Here is a 15,576-nt window from a genome sequence, read left to right as displayed (position 1 = left end):
GTACGCAGAGGGGATAAAAACCACAGGCTCAACGGGTGAACCTGTGGTGTGGGACTATTTAAAGATGACTATCAATAAATGCAGTCAACTGAGATTTGGCCAAAGCGCCTACTTTTTGAGCAGCCACAGTGCCATTTTTAAATAGAATCAAGGTCGGAATGCCGCGAATATTGAACTGGGCAGGAACGCCTTGGTTCTCATCTACGTTCATTTTTGCGATTTGCAACTTATCGCCATACTCACCAGAAAGCTCTTCCAGGATAGGGCCAATCATTTTGCAAGGACCGCACCACTCAGCCCAGAAGTCGAGCAGAACAGGTTTATCGGATTTGAGGACGTCTTGTTCGAAAGAGGCGTCAGTTACATATTTAATGCCGGCACTCATGGAAATTCCTTGTTTAGACTTATTTAGCGACTTATTTAATTGGGGTGTTACAAGGCTTATATTAGCAATAAGCGAAACACTCTGCCTAAATTTCACAAACAGTTTCAAAATCAACCCTCAAACGCCAATCATGTATCCCCTGTAATGCCCCAGCCATTTCCCACCATTTCAAAGCAAAAGCAGCCACTTACATGGGCAATTACGCCTGATAGCCATGCGCTTACCGAGCTAGCTAAAGAGATCTGGGATTGTGCAGTGCAAACGAATCAGCGCCCCTTAGTGGTGCTGAGCACTGCTGGCCCACTGATTGGGGTGAGAAAAGCCTTAGAGCAAAACCGACCAAAAGATCTGCCTAGCCATATTGCCTTTTTGCCACAAGTGATTAGTTTTGCTGATTGGCTAGAAGCAGCGCCAGGTGCATGGAAGTTTCCGAAGAAGCAAACGGACTTAGAGAGATGGTTATCGGTTTATATCAACCTATGCAAACATCCCAAGCTCAAAGCTTGGTTTAAAGCAGAGAGTGATTCTGGCGCATGGGGTTTAGCAAAGTCTGTGATTGATGCTTGCGATATTTTGTCGGAAGCCATCATTCCACAACTGCAAGATGAGTTAAAGCTGTTAATCGACAGTAAGGCGCTTGACTCTGAAGCGTGGACCAAAAAATTAGAAGAGGTATTAGGTAAAACAATCGCAGTAGCTTATCCGGATCTTGCACGAAAAGTAGTGGATCAAGAGTCTGAAGTGTTATTGACCTTCTGGCGTTACTTAAGCGGCGCTGGCGATGCTGTTTTTCGGAAGCAGTTTGCAATGGCGGCTTACTTAGATGGGGCAAGAGTTAATCAAACTGAGGCTCGCCCATTTATCTGGGTCCAAACTGCAGACCCTAAACCGATTGATCAAGAAGTGATTAGTAAGTACTTAAGTGACTATGCTCAATATGCTCCCGTCGTAGAAATTGCATTAGATTGGCAGTCCGTCGCTTTATGGCCTGAGGCTCTTGCGGGGGTAAATGCAGACGGTGAATTAATCGACTGTAATGCAGAGCAAGAGCGCCAACTCAATAGCAATATTCAAGTGGCACACTACCCAGATTGGCATTTGATTTCAGCAAGACGTTTTGAAGAATTAGCCTGGGCTGCAACCAAGTCTATCGAGTCCCATTTAATTGCCGGTAAAACGAATATTGCGTTAGTGGCACAAGATCGTCTCGCAGCAAGACGGGTACGAGCATTATTAGCGCGTTTAGGCCCCGCCTTAAATATTCGAGATGAAACTGGTTGGAAGATTGATACCACTAGGGCAGCGGCAGCAATCAATAGTTGGTTAGAGCTGATTCGCGCTCCCAAGGAAGGGCCAACAGCAAGTGCCTTACTCGAGTTTTTGCAAAACCCCTATTTAGATATCGCTGCTTGCATAGAAAAGCCCCCGGAGATTTGTATCGGCCTAGTAGCGAAACTTGAAGATATCTTGATTGCGAGTCAGGCAAAGTCTGGCTGGGAAACCTTTTATATGGCGATTGAGCGGGCTAACGCCTATGCCGCAAATCACGGTACTGCGCCTAATGAGGCCTTACTAAAGCTACTGCAATTTGTGCGGGAGCGACATTACGCTTGGCAAGAGTTAAGTCTTGATTGTTCAAATGCTTACGCACTCTTACAAAGCAATTTGCAAGATACCGGCATGGGTAAGACCTTGGAAAAAGATGCTGCTGGCAAGCAATTATTAGAGGTGATTAATACCTTTGATTTGCGCTCTAGTGAGTATCAGAGTGTTGCTATGCGACTGCCAGAATGGATCAGCCTGATTAAATCAGTGCTTGAAGACGCTTCTTATGAGGAGACAGGCAAAGAAGCACAAGCAAATTTAAGCATCTTGCCGCTTAGCTCAACACGCCTGCGTCAATTTGATGCGGTAGTAGTAGTGGGTTGTGATGAGCAGCAACTCCCTGCGTTTTCTGAGCCACCCTTATTTTTCTCGGACGCCTTAAGTCGCCTACTCAAAACTTCCACCATGAATGCCCAGTATGTTCAGCAAGCGCGAGATTTATCGCAACTCTTGGTTTCTTGTGCAAGTGTTGATTTGCTTTGGCAGAGCAAAAGTAAAAATGGTGAGCCGCTGAGGCCATCAGCATGGATACAGCGTTTGCAGACAAAATTACCTCATTGGAAAGCAGAGCTTGCCAAGCCAGACTCCTATAGCGGAAAAGCACGACCATTACAAAAGGCAGTTGCCACCATAGATCAAGATCTGCCTTTACCGCTCTCAATGAGTCCAAGTGCCTATAAGGCTTTAAGGGACTGCCCCTATAAATATTATGTGCGAAGTTTATTAGGACTACGAGAAGCAAAAGTGTTTGAAGAGGGATTTGATGCCTCCTTAGCGGGGCAATCACTTCACGCCTTACTACGAAACTTTTATCAAGCACTAAAGACTGAAGAGCAAAAGGCAGATTCTAAAATTATCAACAATACACAGGCTCGTCGTCTATGGATGGAGCAAGAGTTATCTACTGTTTCTGAAAAAGAATTTAAACGACTGATTGAAGGTGATAGTAGAGTACTTGGCACACTGCGTGATTGGCAAAAACAAATCCCTAGCTTTGTAGATTGGCAACTCCAAAGAGAAGCGGCCGGCTGGCGTTATCACAACGCAGAACATCAGGTCGGCTTTGATTTGCATTTTGTCGACCTGAATGGCGAGGATCGAGTGATTCGGATTGAGGGGCGCGCCGACCGTTTTGATATTCATATTCAAAGCGAGAAGCAAGCTGAGGTGATTGATTACAAAAATCAGTCGCTGACCAAGATTAAAAAACGTGCTGAGCATGTTTTAGATGACCCACAACTGCTTATTTATGCCCGTGCCGCCAATGAGAACCCTGCTAGCGCCCATCTTCAAGGCCATCAGGTCAATCATGCCCAATGGGTCTCTCTCAAATTAGATACCAAGAGAGATAAAAAATTACTGAGATCTTTGGAGGTGGGCAGCGTTCCTGAATTAATGCCCACCTTTAATGAGCAAATTACAGAAGATATGCAAAATTTGTGGTCTCGAAAAGACATGCTTGCTTTTGCACCGGACGGCGTGTGTAAATACTGTGAGGCAAGAGGGATTTGCAGAAAGGGAATGTGGTGAAGAAGTTCGATAACGCCATCGCCTGTGATCCTCGTCGATCGGTGATTGTCTCTGCTTGTGCCGGTAGTGGCAAAACATGGCTGTTAGTTGCCCGGATGATTCGTCTCTTACTAGCTGGCGCTAAACCGCAAGACATACTGGCATTAACGTTTACCCGTAAAGCCGCACAAGAAATGCGTGATCGACTCTACAGTTTGCTAGAGCAATTTTCAACCATGAGTGATGATGATCTTCTGTCTCAATTGTCTAAACGTGGTTTGGAGAAGAGCGAGGCCAGAGCATTGCTTCCCCAAGCCAAGGCGCTCTATGAGCAGGTTCTTGCTAGCCCTCAGTCCATCGTGATTGATACCTTCCATGGCTGGTTTGGCAGGCTATTAAATGCTGCCCCTATCTCAGCAGAAGTGCAGCCTGGCTTTAGCTTGCGAGAAGATGGCAAGAGATTATTAGAAGAGTGCTTAGATGATTGGTGGGGTGATCTGCCATTAGATCTGAAGACGCACTATGACGTTTTGCTACAGCAGTTAGGCGCAAGCAATACAGAGAAGTTCTTAATGGGCAATTACGGCCTGATGAAACAACGGGGCGCTTGGACTTTCTTTGTGCAGTCTTGCAAGGAAAAAGGTATTACCCCTATTGAACACTTCAAGCAATTTTTGCCCAGACTGAATCTAGATAACCCCTTGCTGCGCATGTGGAATGCACCGAAAGCCAGAGCAGACTTTGAGTTCTTGGTTCGGTGTTTTGCCCATAGCAGTACCCAAGAGCGTGATTTCTTGCCGCGTTTAGTGTCTGCACTACAGTGCATGCAAGGCGGTGGCGATGTCATGGAAATTGCCGCAAATTTGCAATTAGTATTTTTAAATGCCGATGGCGAATCCCGCACTAATAATAATAAAGCGCTTGGAGCGGTAAAAACGTATCTTCAAAACGAAGGCCTAAGTCATCTCGAGCCAGAGCATATTGCCTATAAACAAGCTTGGGCGCAGGCATTTGTCGAGTATTTAGCATGGCAAGCCGAAAAAGATGTTTATGAATTAAATCTTGCTTGGTTCGCTATGAGTGAGCGCATGATGGACCACGCAGCTGCAGCCAAAGAAGCGATGCGCGTGCGTGATTTTGATGATTTAGAAATCGGTGTGAGTAAATTAATGGCTGACAGCGCAAATGCAGCTTATTTGCAAGCGCGCTTAGATGCTAAATATAAACATATTCTCATTGATGAGTTTCAGGATACCAATCCATTGCAGTGGCAAATTTTGCGTTCATGGTTAGAAGGTTATGGACAAGATGAGAGTAAGCCCAGCATCTTTATCGTGGGTGATCCTAAGCAATCGATCTATCGTTTCCGCAGAGCAGACCCACGCTTATTTACTAGTGCAAAAGAGTTTCTAAAAAATCATCTTCATGCAGAAGAGCTTGATCAAGATACAACGCGTCGTAACGCTCCCAAAATCAACGCAGCCGTAAATGATACTTTTGCTTCTTCGCAACTACCACCCACCTATGATTTTCATGTCCAAGATACTTTGTGGGAACCCTTGCAAGAAGGCTTGCCAAGTGAAAACTATGCAAAAGAGGGGGAGGCGGCGCTCTTGCCTCTCATCCCTTATGTCAAGGAAGAGCTAGCTCCCCGAGCGGGCAATGCTTTTGATGTACCCATTACCGATGTCAATCAAACGGTTGCAGCAACGCAGCGCTATGTTGAAGGTCAGGAGATTAGCAAGTTGATTCATGAGGTATTAGCTTCGCACCAAGTGATGGACGAACAGGATGGCCGTATGGTTTGGCGCGCTGCTAGAGAGAGCGACTTCTTACTACTTGTTAAACGCCGGAAATACTTACCGCAGTTTGAAAGGGCATTACGTGAAGCCGATCTGGCTTATGACAGCTCTAGGCTTGGTGGCTTGCTCAACACCCTTGAGATTGATGACTTGATTGCCCTGCTAACCGTCTTATTATCGCCCCGCCATGATCTGCCTTTGGCTCAAGTATTAAGAAGTCCTATTTTTGGTTTTACTGAGCAGCAAATGCAAAACCTGAGCATTACTAAAGCCAACAATCAGCAATATCGTTCTTGGTGGGATGTCTTACAAGATAGCCAAGATGCATCAGCCCAAAAAGCAGCTCGCTTTTTAGAGCATTGGCGAATGTTGGCAGAACACTTGCCGGTACATGACTTGCTCGATCAAATTTATCAAGAAAGTAATTTGCGCTTTGAATATGCTATGAGTGCCCAGCCTTTGGCTCGCGCGCAGGTAATTGCTAATTTAGATGCCTTTTTGGAACTCTCTCTCAATCAAGATGGTGGCCGTTATCCGAGTCTGAGTCGCTTTATTGATGAGATTAATGCTATGCGTCGTAGCGATGATGATGAAACGCCGGATGAAGGTGATGTTGAGCTTGAATCTGAAGTTGAGCTTGCTGAGGTAGATGAGGACAGCGAGATGTCGGAGGAAGAAAAGCATAAGCGGGTACGTCTCATGACAATTCATGGGGCTAAGGGCCTCGAGTCACCCTTTGTGATTATTTTGGATGCCAATCATACGGTTGGCGCATCTGATCATTCTGGAGTTTTATTAGAGTGGTCACCGAATGACAAAAGCCCATCGCATCTATCGATGTACACCAAGGCAGGCTTAACCTCGCCACGTACTCAAATACGGGAAGATGAAGAGCTGATTAGTCAGAATGAAAACTGGAACTTACTGTATGTGGCAATGACTCGTGCCAAGCAGGGCTTGTGGATTAGCGGCGTAGCAAAAGAGCCTACGGCAAATAATCCCGTTGGACTAGACCAGAAATCTTGGTACGCCAGAGCCCAGTTTGGGCAGCTACCTACTGTTGTGCCTGTTGAGATAACTACCATTCCTAGTGGCGCAGTAAAACAGACACGCGCTCAAAAAGAACATTCTCCCATTTCGGAAACCTTTAGCATTGAAGACTTTCAGATTACTTGGGAGCAGGCAAAGCTTAGTCACGAGCAACAGTTGCTCGATATTGAAAATGGCATCACGGTGCAGCCTAGCGGGGCAGTAGCAAAAGAAGAGCCTGACCCAGAAATCTTAGAAGAAGGTACAAACTTTCATAAGCTACTCGAGTTCCTTACGGCAGACTCTACTAAGACTCAAACATCACCCATGCCAAGCGAGCAAGAGGTGATGAATTGGCTGAGCGTAGATCAAGCACATGCGCAAAAGCTGATCGCTCGTACCAAGACAGTATTGGAAGCAGCAGAACTCAAGAGATATCTCACTTCAGGGGAGTGGATCCAGGCTTGGAATGAGCTTGATATTGCTAGTGAAGAAGGTAAGAGCTATCGAATGGACCGCCTAGTCGAGTTTGACGATCACCTCGCCATCATCGATTACAAGCTCACCATTCCAGAAGTAGCTAGTGAGAAATATGAGATGTATCGTAAACAGTTACAGGGCTACCAAGCTGAGCTGACACGTATCCGCAAAGACAAACCCAATAAGGCTTATTTAATTTCGTCTAAGGGTGAGATAGTAGAAGTGAAGTAGGGTTTTAAGCGGCAGCCTTCAATTTGCTAGTGATCAGAGTACCCTTGTTTAGCTTCTTCTCAACAGTCGAGATGGATTTAGATTCTCTTTTCACTTCGCCAAGCACTTGATTGATAAACGTTTGCCAGCCTTCACCTTTAGATTTAAAAAAATCCAAAGTCTCTTTATCTATTCTCAAGGTAACTTGCTCTTTAATCCCGCTACCCATAGGTCTTCCCCTGCCGCGAACAACTCTGTGTTTAATCTCATTCCACTCTTCTTCCGTGATGGGTGGGTTGTCAGGATCGGATAAGGCAGCCTTAGTGATTGCGGCATCCTCTTCGGCACTCAGTCTAATTAGTTTCTTCTTCATAGATCTTCATCTCACGGTTATTTGCTTTTCTTAAGCTAATAATTCTCTTTGCTATTTTTGACTCCACATAAACCACGCAGTACAGGCGTTGACCGATCGGGACCAAAGCAATATGCCTTTCTTCGCCGTAATTCTTTCTTTCGTCGATCCAGCTAAAGGCTGTATTCCAATCAAGTAGCTTTGCAGCTGAGAGGGGTAGGCCATGTTTTCTAAGGTTTGAGTCATTTTTTGCCGAATCATAAGTGAATTTCATCGGAAATATTGTAGTTACGTTAAATCATAACATCAATGAATTAATATAACTACAATAATTAAGGGAATTCCCAGAAAAGTTCACTGGCATGCCAGATAAAGCACTATTATTCGCACATGGAACGATTCCCCATCATGATTGAAATAGCAGAAACCGTGCAGCCTTGGCTCTACCGCGCCAGCATTTATTTATCCAATACTTTTGCAGATGATCCGGCGATTCTGGCATTTGTGTTCTGCTAAATAAAAAACCACCGCAGTCGGTGGTTTTTTATTGGAAGCAAAAAAAGTAAAAGAAGTAAAAAATAAAAAGAAAAATTCAGCAGGCTTTACTTAATCATCCCTGCGTTCTTGGCATCATCCATCGCCTGAGGAATTTTCTCTTTCATGAAGGCGGGCATTTTTGCCAAAGGGATATCCACAATCACAAATCCAGAGTCCTCTAACTTTTTCTTAGTCTCAGGGTCTGCATTGAGTTTGGCAAAGTAGTCAGACAGCTTTTGTTGCAGTACTAATGGAGTGGCTTTAGGCACAGCCACACCACGATATGCACCGTCAACCCAGTTCAGGCCCAACTCTTTAAAGGTTGGCACATCCGGTAGGGCAGGGTTACGCTTCTCAGTAGCAATCGCCAGGGTGCGTACCTTGCCTTTTTGCTGAATCGCTAATGGCAGATAACCCATGGCACCATCCACATGCATTCCAATCAAGGCGGTAATCAAATCACCCGTGCCTTTAAAAGGAACATAAGTAATTTTGACGCCAGCCAATTTATTCAAGCGCTCAACTGCCATATGGTTGGCAGAGTATTGCGCCGATCCAGCTAGAGTCATCTTGCCTGGATCTTTTTTGGCGGCAGCAATAAATTCTTGATAGGTCTTGTAAGGGCTATCTGCGGAGACCATCAAGGCATCAGGCGTGAAGTGGTAGTAGTAGATCGCATTAATGTCTTCAGTCTTGTACTGAATACCTTCTTGTAATGGCTGCAAGATCGTGTGCGGAATATTCACACCCACTACCGTGGTGCCATCAGCAGGATAGGTATTGAGGGCGCTCCATACCAAAGCGCCGCCAGCACCAGCGCGATTAATCACCACCATAGGCTGCTTAAATTTCCTGGCAGATATTTCGGCTTGATAGCGTGCTACTAAATCCGATTCACCAGCGGCGGGGAAGGGGATGATGTACTGAATGGTTTTATCTGGAAAAGGCTGTGCACTAGCGCTCGATAACAAACCTAGTGAAATCAAGCAGATACTCAGTAACGTACTTAGTACAGTACTCAGTAAGGCGCTTAGTAATTTCAATCGCTTCATTTAGAAATCTCCTCAATTACTGCATTGGTAACATCACTCATCATGGCGGTGCCGCCTAAATCACGGGTGTGTAACTTTGGATTGGCTGTTACTTTTTCAATGGCAGCCATTAATTTGGCGCCAAGTGCTTTTTCACCTAAGAAGTCGAGCATCATGACCGCCGACCAGAATGTACCGATCGGGTTAGCAAGCCCTTTACCCATGATGTCAAAGGCAGACCCATGAATCGGTTCAAACATCGATGGATAGCGCCGCTCGGGATCCAGGTTAGCAGTAGGCGCAATACCTAAGCTGCCGGCGAGTGCTGCTGCTAAATCACTTAATACATCGGCATGCAAGTTGGTAGCGACGATTGTGTCTAAAGACTCAGGGCGATTGACCATGCGGGCTGTGGCAGCATCAACCAATTCTTTATCCCAAGTCACATCCGGGAAGTCTTTGGCAACGAGGTTGGCGATTTCATCCCACATCACCATGCCATGGCGCTGGGCATTGGATTTGGTAATGACGGTGAGGTGCTTGCGTGGGCGTGACTGCGCCAACTTAAAGGCAAAGCGCTGGACACGCTCAACCCCAACGCGAGTCATGATGCTCATATCCGATGCGACTTCAATGGGATGCCCTTGATGTGCTCTGCCGCCTACACCAGAGTATTCACCTTCGGAGTTCTCGCGCACGATCACCCAATCGAGTTGGCCCAGTTTGCAATTGCGCAGCGGTGTTTCAATACCGGGAAGAATGCGGGTAGGGCGCACGTTAGCGTACTGATCAAAGCCTTGACAGATTTTGAGACGCAAGCCCCATAGCGTAATGTGATCCGGAATGTGTGGGTCACCAGCTGAACCAAACAAGATGGCATCTTTAGAACGCAAAGGTTCAAGACCATCGTTGGGCATCATGATGCCGTGTTTGCGGTAGTAGTCACCACCCCAATCAAAGTGCTCAAACTCAAAAGCCACTTCAGGATGTTTTTTGCTGAGGGCGGTTAAGACCTTTTCGCATTCGGGAATCACTTCTTTGCCAATTCCGTCACCCGGAATGGACGCTATCTTGTACGTCTTCATGTGTCTCCTACTGTTCTTTTTATATGAGCCATTATGCAATCCATTACCCCCTGAAAGCGTCAAAACAACAAATACAGGCTCATTTTTTGAGGTTTTTACATATACTGTATAAACATACAGTATATTAATGACTATGACGCCAGTAATGAACCCTGCAAAAGTAAGCTTAAGCCAAGCACCACAAGCCTTGGGAGGGCATTTTGCCGCCTATGAACTCAAACTGCTGAGCCACCGGATTTCAGCGGGATTTCCCAGTCCAGCGGCAGATTACGCTGAGGACGGCCTAGATCTGAACCATTACCTAGTCCAGAACAAGCCGGCCACCTTCATGTTCACCGTCAAGGGGGACTCTATGTTGGGCGCGGGGATTTGTGATGGTGACAAGGTGGTGGTGGATAAAGCCCTCAAACCCAAACACAAAGACATCGTGGTAGCAGTGGTCGATAGTGAATACACCATCAAGCGTCTTTATCAATTACGTGGCCGTATTGAACTCCAAGCAGAAAACCCGAACTATCAACCCATTACGTTTAACGAAGGTAGTGAGTTGCAAATCTGGGGAGTGGTGGTTGGGGTGGTGCGTAAGTACAGCAATGCGAGTAGCCGATATAGCAAAGGCGGTAAGTCATGAACACATCTGCATCAAACTCAACAAACTCAACCAACCCACTCTTTGCATTAGTCGACGTGAACAACTTCTACGTCTCTTGTGAGCGGGTGTTCCAGCCCAAGTTAGAAGAGGTGCCGATGGTGGTGCTCTCCAATAATGATGGCTGCGCTGTAGCGCGTAGCGCTGAAGTCAAAGCACTGGGTGTGAAGATGGGAACGCCCTGGTTTCAGATGCAAGACTTAGCCAAGAAGCATGGCATCAAAGCCTACTCATCAAACTACACCCTGTATGGCGATATGAGTAGCCGGGTAGTGCAAGTACTCAAGACGTTTACGCCAAACCTTGAGGTCTACAGCATTGATGAGAGTTTCTTACAAATCGAAACGGTCTTAAAACAATACCAAGACACGATTGAGCTGGGTCAAATCATCAAGCAACAAGTCAAAGACACCACGGGCCTACCAGTATGCGTGGGCATTGGTGCTAGCAAGACCTTAGCCAAGCTGGCTAATCACTTGGCTAAGAAGCACAAGCAGTTCGCTGGGGTGTGTGATGTGAATGCCATGGCCAAACCAGAACTCTATCAATGGATGAGTGAGACTGAAGTGGGTGAGGTATGGGGTATTGGTAAGCAAATTGCCAAGAAACTCAAAGCCCAAAAAATTCAGAGCGTATTTGATCTCTTGCAGACTTCACCACAAGCCATGCGTCAGCAGTTTGGTGTGGTGATGGAGCGCCTTTGTTATGAGTTGCGCGGCGTTTCTTGTTTACAACTTGAAGAAGTAGCGCCCGCTAAACAACAAATTATTGCCTCCCGTAGTTTTGGCAAACTCGTGACGAGTCAAACAGAGTTAGCGGAATCCGTAGCGACCCATGCAGCCCGCGCAGCAGAAAAACTGAGAACGCAAAATAGCACTACGGGCGCGCTGACTGTATTTATTCAGACAAACCCGTTCAAACAAAACGAGCCACAGTATCACCAAAGTATCACGATCCCACTAGCAGATCCAAGTGATAACACCCTGACCTTAACCAATGCTGCACTGGCAGGACTAAAGCAAATTTACCAAACCGGCTTTCGGTATAAGAAAGCGGGAGTTATTTTGAATCTCATTAGCGATAAGCCAACCCTGCAGCAATCCTTATTTGAAGATATCGAAAGCAAAGGGAAGTCAGCGCATCTGATGAAAGCCATGGACGATATCAATCTACGCTTTGGTAATGCAGTCATTCGATCGGCGGCTGCAGGAACGAATAGTAGTAAACAAGATTGGCAAATGCGCTCAGGCAATAAGTCGCCGAATTACACCACCCAATGGGATGAGTTACCGGTGGTGAGGTAGAGGGTGAGAGATGGAAAACAACAAGAAAAGCAACTATTTTTTACTAGCTCATTTCGTGAGCTTTAAGTCAATTAATCTGAATTCGTAGCAGCAAAGTAGTAGCAATTAACTAGCAAAGGAAAAGAGCAATGGAACTACTAAATAACTTTAACGGCATCTCATTAGCGGTAATTATGGTGCTTTCTTACTGCGCAGTGCTAAAAAACACCAAGCGTCATGAAAGTGCCACAAATCAGGGATTAAATCACAGGTCTCAGCAGTAAATAAGTTTAAAAAACAATTGTTGTAGCAGGTTTTTTCGGGGGAATAAGGAAATCACGGACTCCTTATTCCCTAATTCTTTTGGGCGTCAAATACACCCTCATATCGCTGTCGAGTAAATAGTCTGGCCAGGGATGATTTACTCAGAAATCAAAATCACAATCATCGTCACCAAAGCGATACTCTAGATAGATATCTTTACGAGTTTTGTGTTGCCAATGGAGACGGTCTTTCAAGAGGTCGTATTTAATGCCATCGGCATACTCATTGAAATAATCATCTTCTTCATTATTAAAGTGATGAAATCGCATCATTACCTCCTAGGTGTATTAGGTTTGTGACCCAAAGACTGAGGAGCGGGTTAAAAATGTGCGGTAATCAAATTCCTATTTCGCTCCGCAGATCCAATGCTTGAGCGAAGTCTGAGTAATTTGTGATGACATGTCTATCAAAGAGGGAATTATTTTGTGTATAAAGCGCAAAACAATTGCTAAAAAACGACACAAATAAAATACTTACTTGGCTTCTAAGGCCTTGCGCAGATATTCAGAGACATTGTCTTGGCGCAACATCCACTGTTTGTAGTCTGATGGCATTTGGCTAATGAGTTCACCTTTGTGTTTACCGTAAGGCATCGTCGTCGGAATGCGAGCCTTCTCAGACATTTCCCAGAGGGCATCTAAAGAGAGTGGGTGTAACTGATTCATAATTTGCCCAACAACCTTAGAGCAGATCCAGACATCTGCTAAAGCGCTATGTGCATTACGTAATTGATCTCTAGCGCTATCTCGTTCAAAGTAATACAACAGGGCACTTTGGGTATGACTGTCTAATGCAGGCCAAAGACTGCGGGCAAGCGCTAAGGTACAAATACGTTTTACTTCGGGCTTGCCAATCGCTACCCAATCAAAATCGATATTGTGGCCAATCAGGTATTTAGTGCCAGCCGGCAGACTAAATGAGCTGCTTGGGGGGCAATTAACCAGCTCTTCATCCAGGATGTGATGGGTTGCCAGTGCGCCTAGGCTAATCGGTTTACCAGGGTTGTAGCGCTGCACCCAAGGGTTGCCTACTTCAAATGGATTGAGTGAGGTGACATCTAGCGTGGCAGCTTCAATAATGACAGCATCGTTTTTATCGGTTGCTTCAACATCAAAAATAATGGCTTGGGGCATAAGTTCTTTATTAGTTTTTATATGGAGACTATTGTGCACTTCTTTCTCACACCAAAATCATCCTTAATCCCTGTTATTTAACTTTCTAACGTTCTACGCTGATCTCTTGCATATATAAAGGAGGTCAGCTTTGCGAGTTTCTATTGAGTGTTCCCATAAACATCTGCAACTATTCAGAATTGCGCTAGACGCGAGAACTGTCCTCGTTTTACTAATTATTTGGATGATTTGGGGAATCCTAAGGATGCTGAAGATTTTCTAAAGCTTGCTTAAAAAGCTACAGTTGTTGCCCATAAAGCAACAATAGCAATGACATAAGATGGGGAAGGGTGGATGAGCCAAACCCCCGGCACTGGCAGAAACTGGGTTTGGCTGCTTCGTTCCCGACCTGACCAGGTTATCCAACCCACCATGCGGGGAGGCCCATCCAATTCCATTTTAGCTTGTTAGAATGTAAGACATGACAGCATTGGCATTAGCCCGTTCGTGGCGCCCTAAAACATTCTCCGCATTAGTCGGTCAAGACCATGTGGTTAAGGCTTTAACCCATGCTTTGGATCAGGGTCGTTTGCATCATGCCTGGCTCTTTACAGGCACCCGTGGAGTAGGTAAGACCACCATCGCCCGCATTATGGCCAAAGCCCTCAATTGCACTGGAGCTGATGGGCAAGGCAAGATGACTTCAGAGCCTTGCGGAAAATGCCCAGCTTGTATGGAAATCGATGCTGGTCGCTTTGTGGACTATATCGAGATGGATGCTGCCAGTAATCGCGGTGTCGACGATATTGCTGCTCTTCTAGAAAAAGCCGCTTACGCACCGAGCAATGCGCGGTACAAGGTTTACATGATTGACGAGGTGCACATGCTCACCAATCATGCCTTTAATGCCATGCTTAAAACTTTGGAAGAACCTCCAGAGCACGTCAAATTTATTCTGGCAACCACCGATCCCCAAAAGATCCCCGTCACCATTTTGTCCCGTTGCTTGCAGTTCAACCTCAAGCAAATGCCAGTACCCCTCATCGTTGAGCATCTAGAAAAAGTACTCGCCGCAGAGAAGGTGGAGTACGAAGTCAATGCCTTAAGAGTATTAGCTAAAGCAGCCCAAGGCTCGATGCGCGATGCTTTATCACTGACTGACCAAGCCATTGCTTATGCCGCTGGCAAAGTGAGTGAAGAATCTGTCCGCGGCATGCTTGGTACCTTAGATGATGCCTATCTCATTCGGATTTTGGATAACTTGATTGCAAAAGACGGCGCAAGTCTCTTAGCGGTTGCTAATGAAATGGGTGAGCGCAGTATGTCTTTCTCATTAGCATTGCAAGATCTCTCTAGCCTTCTGCAAAAGATTGCAGCAGCACAAGTAGTTCCAGAGTCAGTATTAGAAGATTGGCCAGAAGCAGGGGAGATTCGTCGCCTAGCTACCCAGTTCACTAAAGAAGAAGCCCAACTCTTCTACCAAATCACTATCACGAGTCGTCCCGATTTATCACTCGCACCCGATGAGCAGACTGGCTTTGCTATGACGCTGCTGCGCATGTTGGCATTTCGTCCGGGAAGCAATGGCAGTGGAGGAGGCAGTACTGCACCAACCTCATCATCGCCACCAGTAAATACAGTACGCCCTGCATCTGCCCCTGCAGCTAAATCCGCACCCGCACCTACAGCTAGCAAACCCGTTGCTTCTGCTCCGGCATCTGCCACCGCAGCTACACCAGTTGGCAACTCAGCAGAACGCCCCGATTGGCATAGCTTAATGCGCCAAATACCGGTCAAAGGAATGGTGCAACAGTTAGCGTTTCAGACAGAGTTACAAGATTGGGTAGATTCAGCAGCGGGTGTGAAAGCAACGATCGTCACACCAATGCCGCAGTTAGCATCAGATGCTTCAATAGCTCGCTTGGCGGATGCACTCACTGCGCACTTCGGTAAGCCAGTCAAGATCCTGATTGAAAAGGGTGAAGTGGAAGGTAAGACCGTTGCTAAGGTCGATGCCCAGATTCATCAAGAGAAAAGAATGAATGCGGAGCAAATGATTGCAGCTGACCCATTTATTCAGCAGTTAGAAAAAGAGTTCGGTGCCAAAGTGGTTGGCGGCTCAGTCAAACCCTTGTAATGCGCCTCTTTAAAGATACGTAAATATTTAATTCACTCTATATAGC

General features: G+C 45.9%; 13 protein-coding genes and 1 other RNA gene. 6 read left to right on the top strand and 8 right to left on the bottom strand.

What is annotated here, in order from left to right; all coding sequences use genetic code 11:
• Positions 1 to 58: 58 nt before the first annotated feature.
• The gene (gene trxA, locus ICN45_RS02685) at positions 59 to 385 is read right to left on the bottom strand and encodes a thioredoxin TrxA (protein ID WP_068948270.1); all 327 of its coding nucleotides are present in this window, start codon (positions 383 to 385) and stop codon (positions 59 to 61) included.
• A gap of 144 nt (positions 386 to 529) precedes the next feature.
• Between trxA and ICN45_RS02680 the strand changes: the two genes are divergently transcribed.
• Complete coding sequence (locus ICN45_RS02680; RefSeq protein WP_216172806.1) at positions 530 to 3,520, top strand: PD-(D/E)XK nuclease family protein; 2,991 nt, start codon at positions 530 to 532, stop codon at positions 3,518 to 3,520.
• Entirely contained in the window at positions 3,517 to 7,041 is a 3,525-nt protein-coding gene (locus ICN45_RS02675) for a UvrD-helicase domain-containing protein (RefSeq protein ID WP_369411458.1), read from the top strand. Before ICN45_RS02680 ends, ICN45_RS02675 begins: the two co-directional genes overlap by 4 nt.
• Positions 7,042 to 7,045: 4 nt before the next feature.
• Here the strand turns inward: ICN45_RS02675 and ICN45_RS02670 are convergent, their stop codons facing one another.
• Together ICN45_RS02670 and ICN45_RS02665 are read right to left on the bottom strand one after the other, a co-directional pair.
• Positions 7,046 to 7,393, bottom strand: a complete 348-nt coding sequence (locus tag ICN45_RS02670; protein WP_216172803.1) for a BrnA antitoxin family protein — start codon at positions 7,391 to 7,393, stop codon at positions 7,046 to 7,048.
• On the bottom strand, positions 7,374 to 7,646 hold the full coding sequence (locus ICN45_RS02665) for a BrnT family toxin (RefSeq protein WP_216172800.1): 273 nt from the start codon (positions 7,644 to 7,646) through the stop codon (positions 7,374 to 7,376). Before ICN45_RS02665 ends, ICN45_RS02670 begins: the two co-directional genes overlap by 20 nt.
• A 116-nt stretch (positions 7,647 to 7,762) precedes the next feature.
• On the opposite strand from ICN45_RS02665, the gene ICN45_RS10400 reads away from it, so the two are divergent.
• A complete protein-coding gene (locus ICN45_RS10400) occupies positions 7,763 to 7,888 on the top strand; it encodes a hypothetical protein (RefSeq protein ID WP_255531060.1) in 126 nt (41 codons plus the stop codon).
• A gap of 86 nt (positions 7,889 to 7,974) precedes the next feature.
• On the opposite strand, the gene ICN45_RS02660 is transcribed toward ICN45_RS10400, so the two are convergent.
• Positions 7,975 to 8,961, bottom strand: coding sequence for a tripartite tricarboxylate transporter substrate binding protein (locus tag ICN45_RS02660; RefSeq protein ID WP_216172797.1), 987 nt, complete (start codon positions 8,959 to 8,961; stop codon positions 7,975 to 7,977).
• On the bottom strand, positions 8,958 to 10,025 hold the full coding sequence (locus ICN45_RS02655; protein WP_216172794.1) for a tartrate dehydrogenase: 1,068 nt from the start codon (positions 10,023 to 10,025) through the stop codon (positions 8,958 to 8,960). The genes ICN45_RS02660 and ICN45_RS02655 overlap by 4 nt, the downstream gene beginning before the upstream one ends.
• 145 nt (positions 10,026 to 10,170) lie before the next feature.
• Between ICN45_RS02655 and ICN45_RS02650 the strand changes: the two genes are divergently transcribed.
• Together ICN45_RS02650 and ICN45_RS02645 are read left to right on the top strand one after the other, a co-directional pair.
• Complete coding sequence (locus ICN45_RS02650) at positions 10,171 to 10,656, top strand: LexA family protein (protein ID WP_255531059.1); 486 nt, start codon at positions 10,171 to 10,173, stop codon at positions 10,654 to 10,656.
• Positions 10,653 to 11,978, top strand: a complete 1,326-nt coding sequence (locus ICN45_RS02645) for a Y-family DNA polymerase (RefSeq protein ID WP_216172789.1) — start codon at positions 10,653 to 10,655, stop codon at positions 11,976 to 11,978. Before ICN45_RS02650 ends, ICN45_RS02645 begins: the two co-directional genes overlap by 4 nt.
• A 404-nt stretch (positions 11,979 to 12,382) precedes the next feature.
• Here the strand turns inward: ICN45_RS02645 and ICN45_RS02640 are convergent, their stop codons facing one another.
• The 3 genes from ICN45_RS02640 to ffs all read right to left on the bottom strand — a co-directional run bounded on the left by ICN45_RS02640 (position 12,383) and on the right by ffs (position 13,842).
• The gene (locus ICN45_RS02640) at positions 12,383 to 12,550 is read right to left on the bottom strand and encodes a hypothetical protein (protein WP_216172786.1); all 168 of its coding nucleotides are present in this window, start codon (positions 12,548 to 12,550) and stop codon (positions 12,383 to 12,385) included.
• Between the two features lie 204 nt (positions 12,551 to 12,754).
• Positions 12,755 to 13,414, bottom strand: a complete 660-nt coding sequence (locus ICN45_RS02635) for a putative quorum-sensing-regulated virulence factor (protein ID WP_216172783.1) — start codon at positions 13,412 to 13,414, stop codon at positions 12,755 to 12,757.
• Positions 13,415 to 13,743: 329 nt separating this feature from the next.
• Positions 13,744 to 13,842: signal recognition particle sRNA small type (gene ffs / locus ICN45_RS02630), an RNA gene on the bottom strand.
• 32 nt (positions 13,843 to 13,874) lie between these two features.
• On the opposite strand from ffs, the gene dnaX reads away from it, so the two are divergent.
• A complete protein-coding gene (gene dnaX / locus ICN45_RS02625; RefSeq protein ID WP_216172780.1) occupies positions 13,875 to 15,530 on the top strand; it encodes a DNA polymerase III subunit gamma/tau in 1,656 nt (551 codons plus the stop codon).
• Positions 15,531 to 15,576 lie beyond the last annotated feature (46 nt).

It is taken from the genome of Polynucleobacter alcilacus (assembly GCF_018881545.1).
Lineage (GTDB): Bacteria > Pseudomonadota > Gammaproteobacteria > Burkholderiales > Burkholderiaceae > Polynucleobacter > Polynucleobacter alcilacus.
Note: the sequence above shows the minus strand (reverse complement) of the source record. Positions and strands in the feature narration are given on the sequence as shown.

Excerpts from the sequence above, each read along its gene's own strand:
- ICN45_RS02670 (WP_216172803.1), bottom strand. The coding sequence starts at position 7,393 with ATGAAGAAGAAACTAATTAGACTGAGTGCCGAAGAGGATGCCGCAATC.
- ICN45_RS02655 (WP_216172794.1), bottom strand. The coding sequence starts at position 10,025 with ATGAAGACGTACAAGATAGCGTCCATTCCGGGTGACGGAATTGGCAAA.
- trxA (WP_068948270.1), bottom strand. The coding sequence starts at position 385 with ATGAGTGCCGGCATTAAATATGTAACTGACGCCTCTTTCGAACAAGAC.
- ICN45_RS02635 (WP_216172783.1), bottom strand. The coding sequence starts at position 13,414 with ATGCCCCAAGCCATTATTTTTGATGTTGAAGCAACCGATAAAAACGAT.
- ICN45_RS10400 (WP_255531060.1), top strand. The coding sequence starts at position 7,763 with ATGGAACGATTCCCCATCATGATTGAAATAGCAGAAACCGTGCAGCCT.
- ICN45_RS02650 (WP_255531059.1), top strand. The coding sequence starts at position 10,171 with ATGAACCCTGCAAAAGTAAGCTTAAGCCAAGCACCACAAGCCTTGGGA.
- ICN45_RS02640 (WP_216172786.1), bottom strand. The coding sequence starts at position 12,550 with ATGCGATTTCATCACTTTAATAATGAAGAAGATGATTATTTCAATGAG.
- dnaX (WP_216172780.1), top strand. The coding sequence starts at position 13,875 with ATGACAGCATTGGCATTAGCCCGTTCGTGGCGCCCTAAAACATTCTCC.
- ICN45_RS02660 (WP_216172797.1), bottom strand. The coding sequence starts at position 8,961 with ATGAAGCGATTGAAATTACTAAGCGCCTTACTGAGTACTGTACTAAGT.
- ICN45_RS02645 (WP_216172789.1), top strand. The coding sequence starts at position 10,653 with ATGAACACATCTGCATCAAACTCAACAAACTCAACCAACCCACTCTTT.
- ICN45_RS02665 (WP_216172800.1), bottom strand. The coding sequence starts at position 7,646 with ATGAAATTCACTTATGATTCGGCAAAAAATGACTCAAACCTTAGAAAA.
- ICN45_RS02680 (WP_216172806.1), top strand. The coding sequence starts at position 530 with ATGCCCCAGCCATTTCCCACCATTTCAAAGCAAAAGCAGCCACTTACA.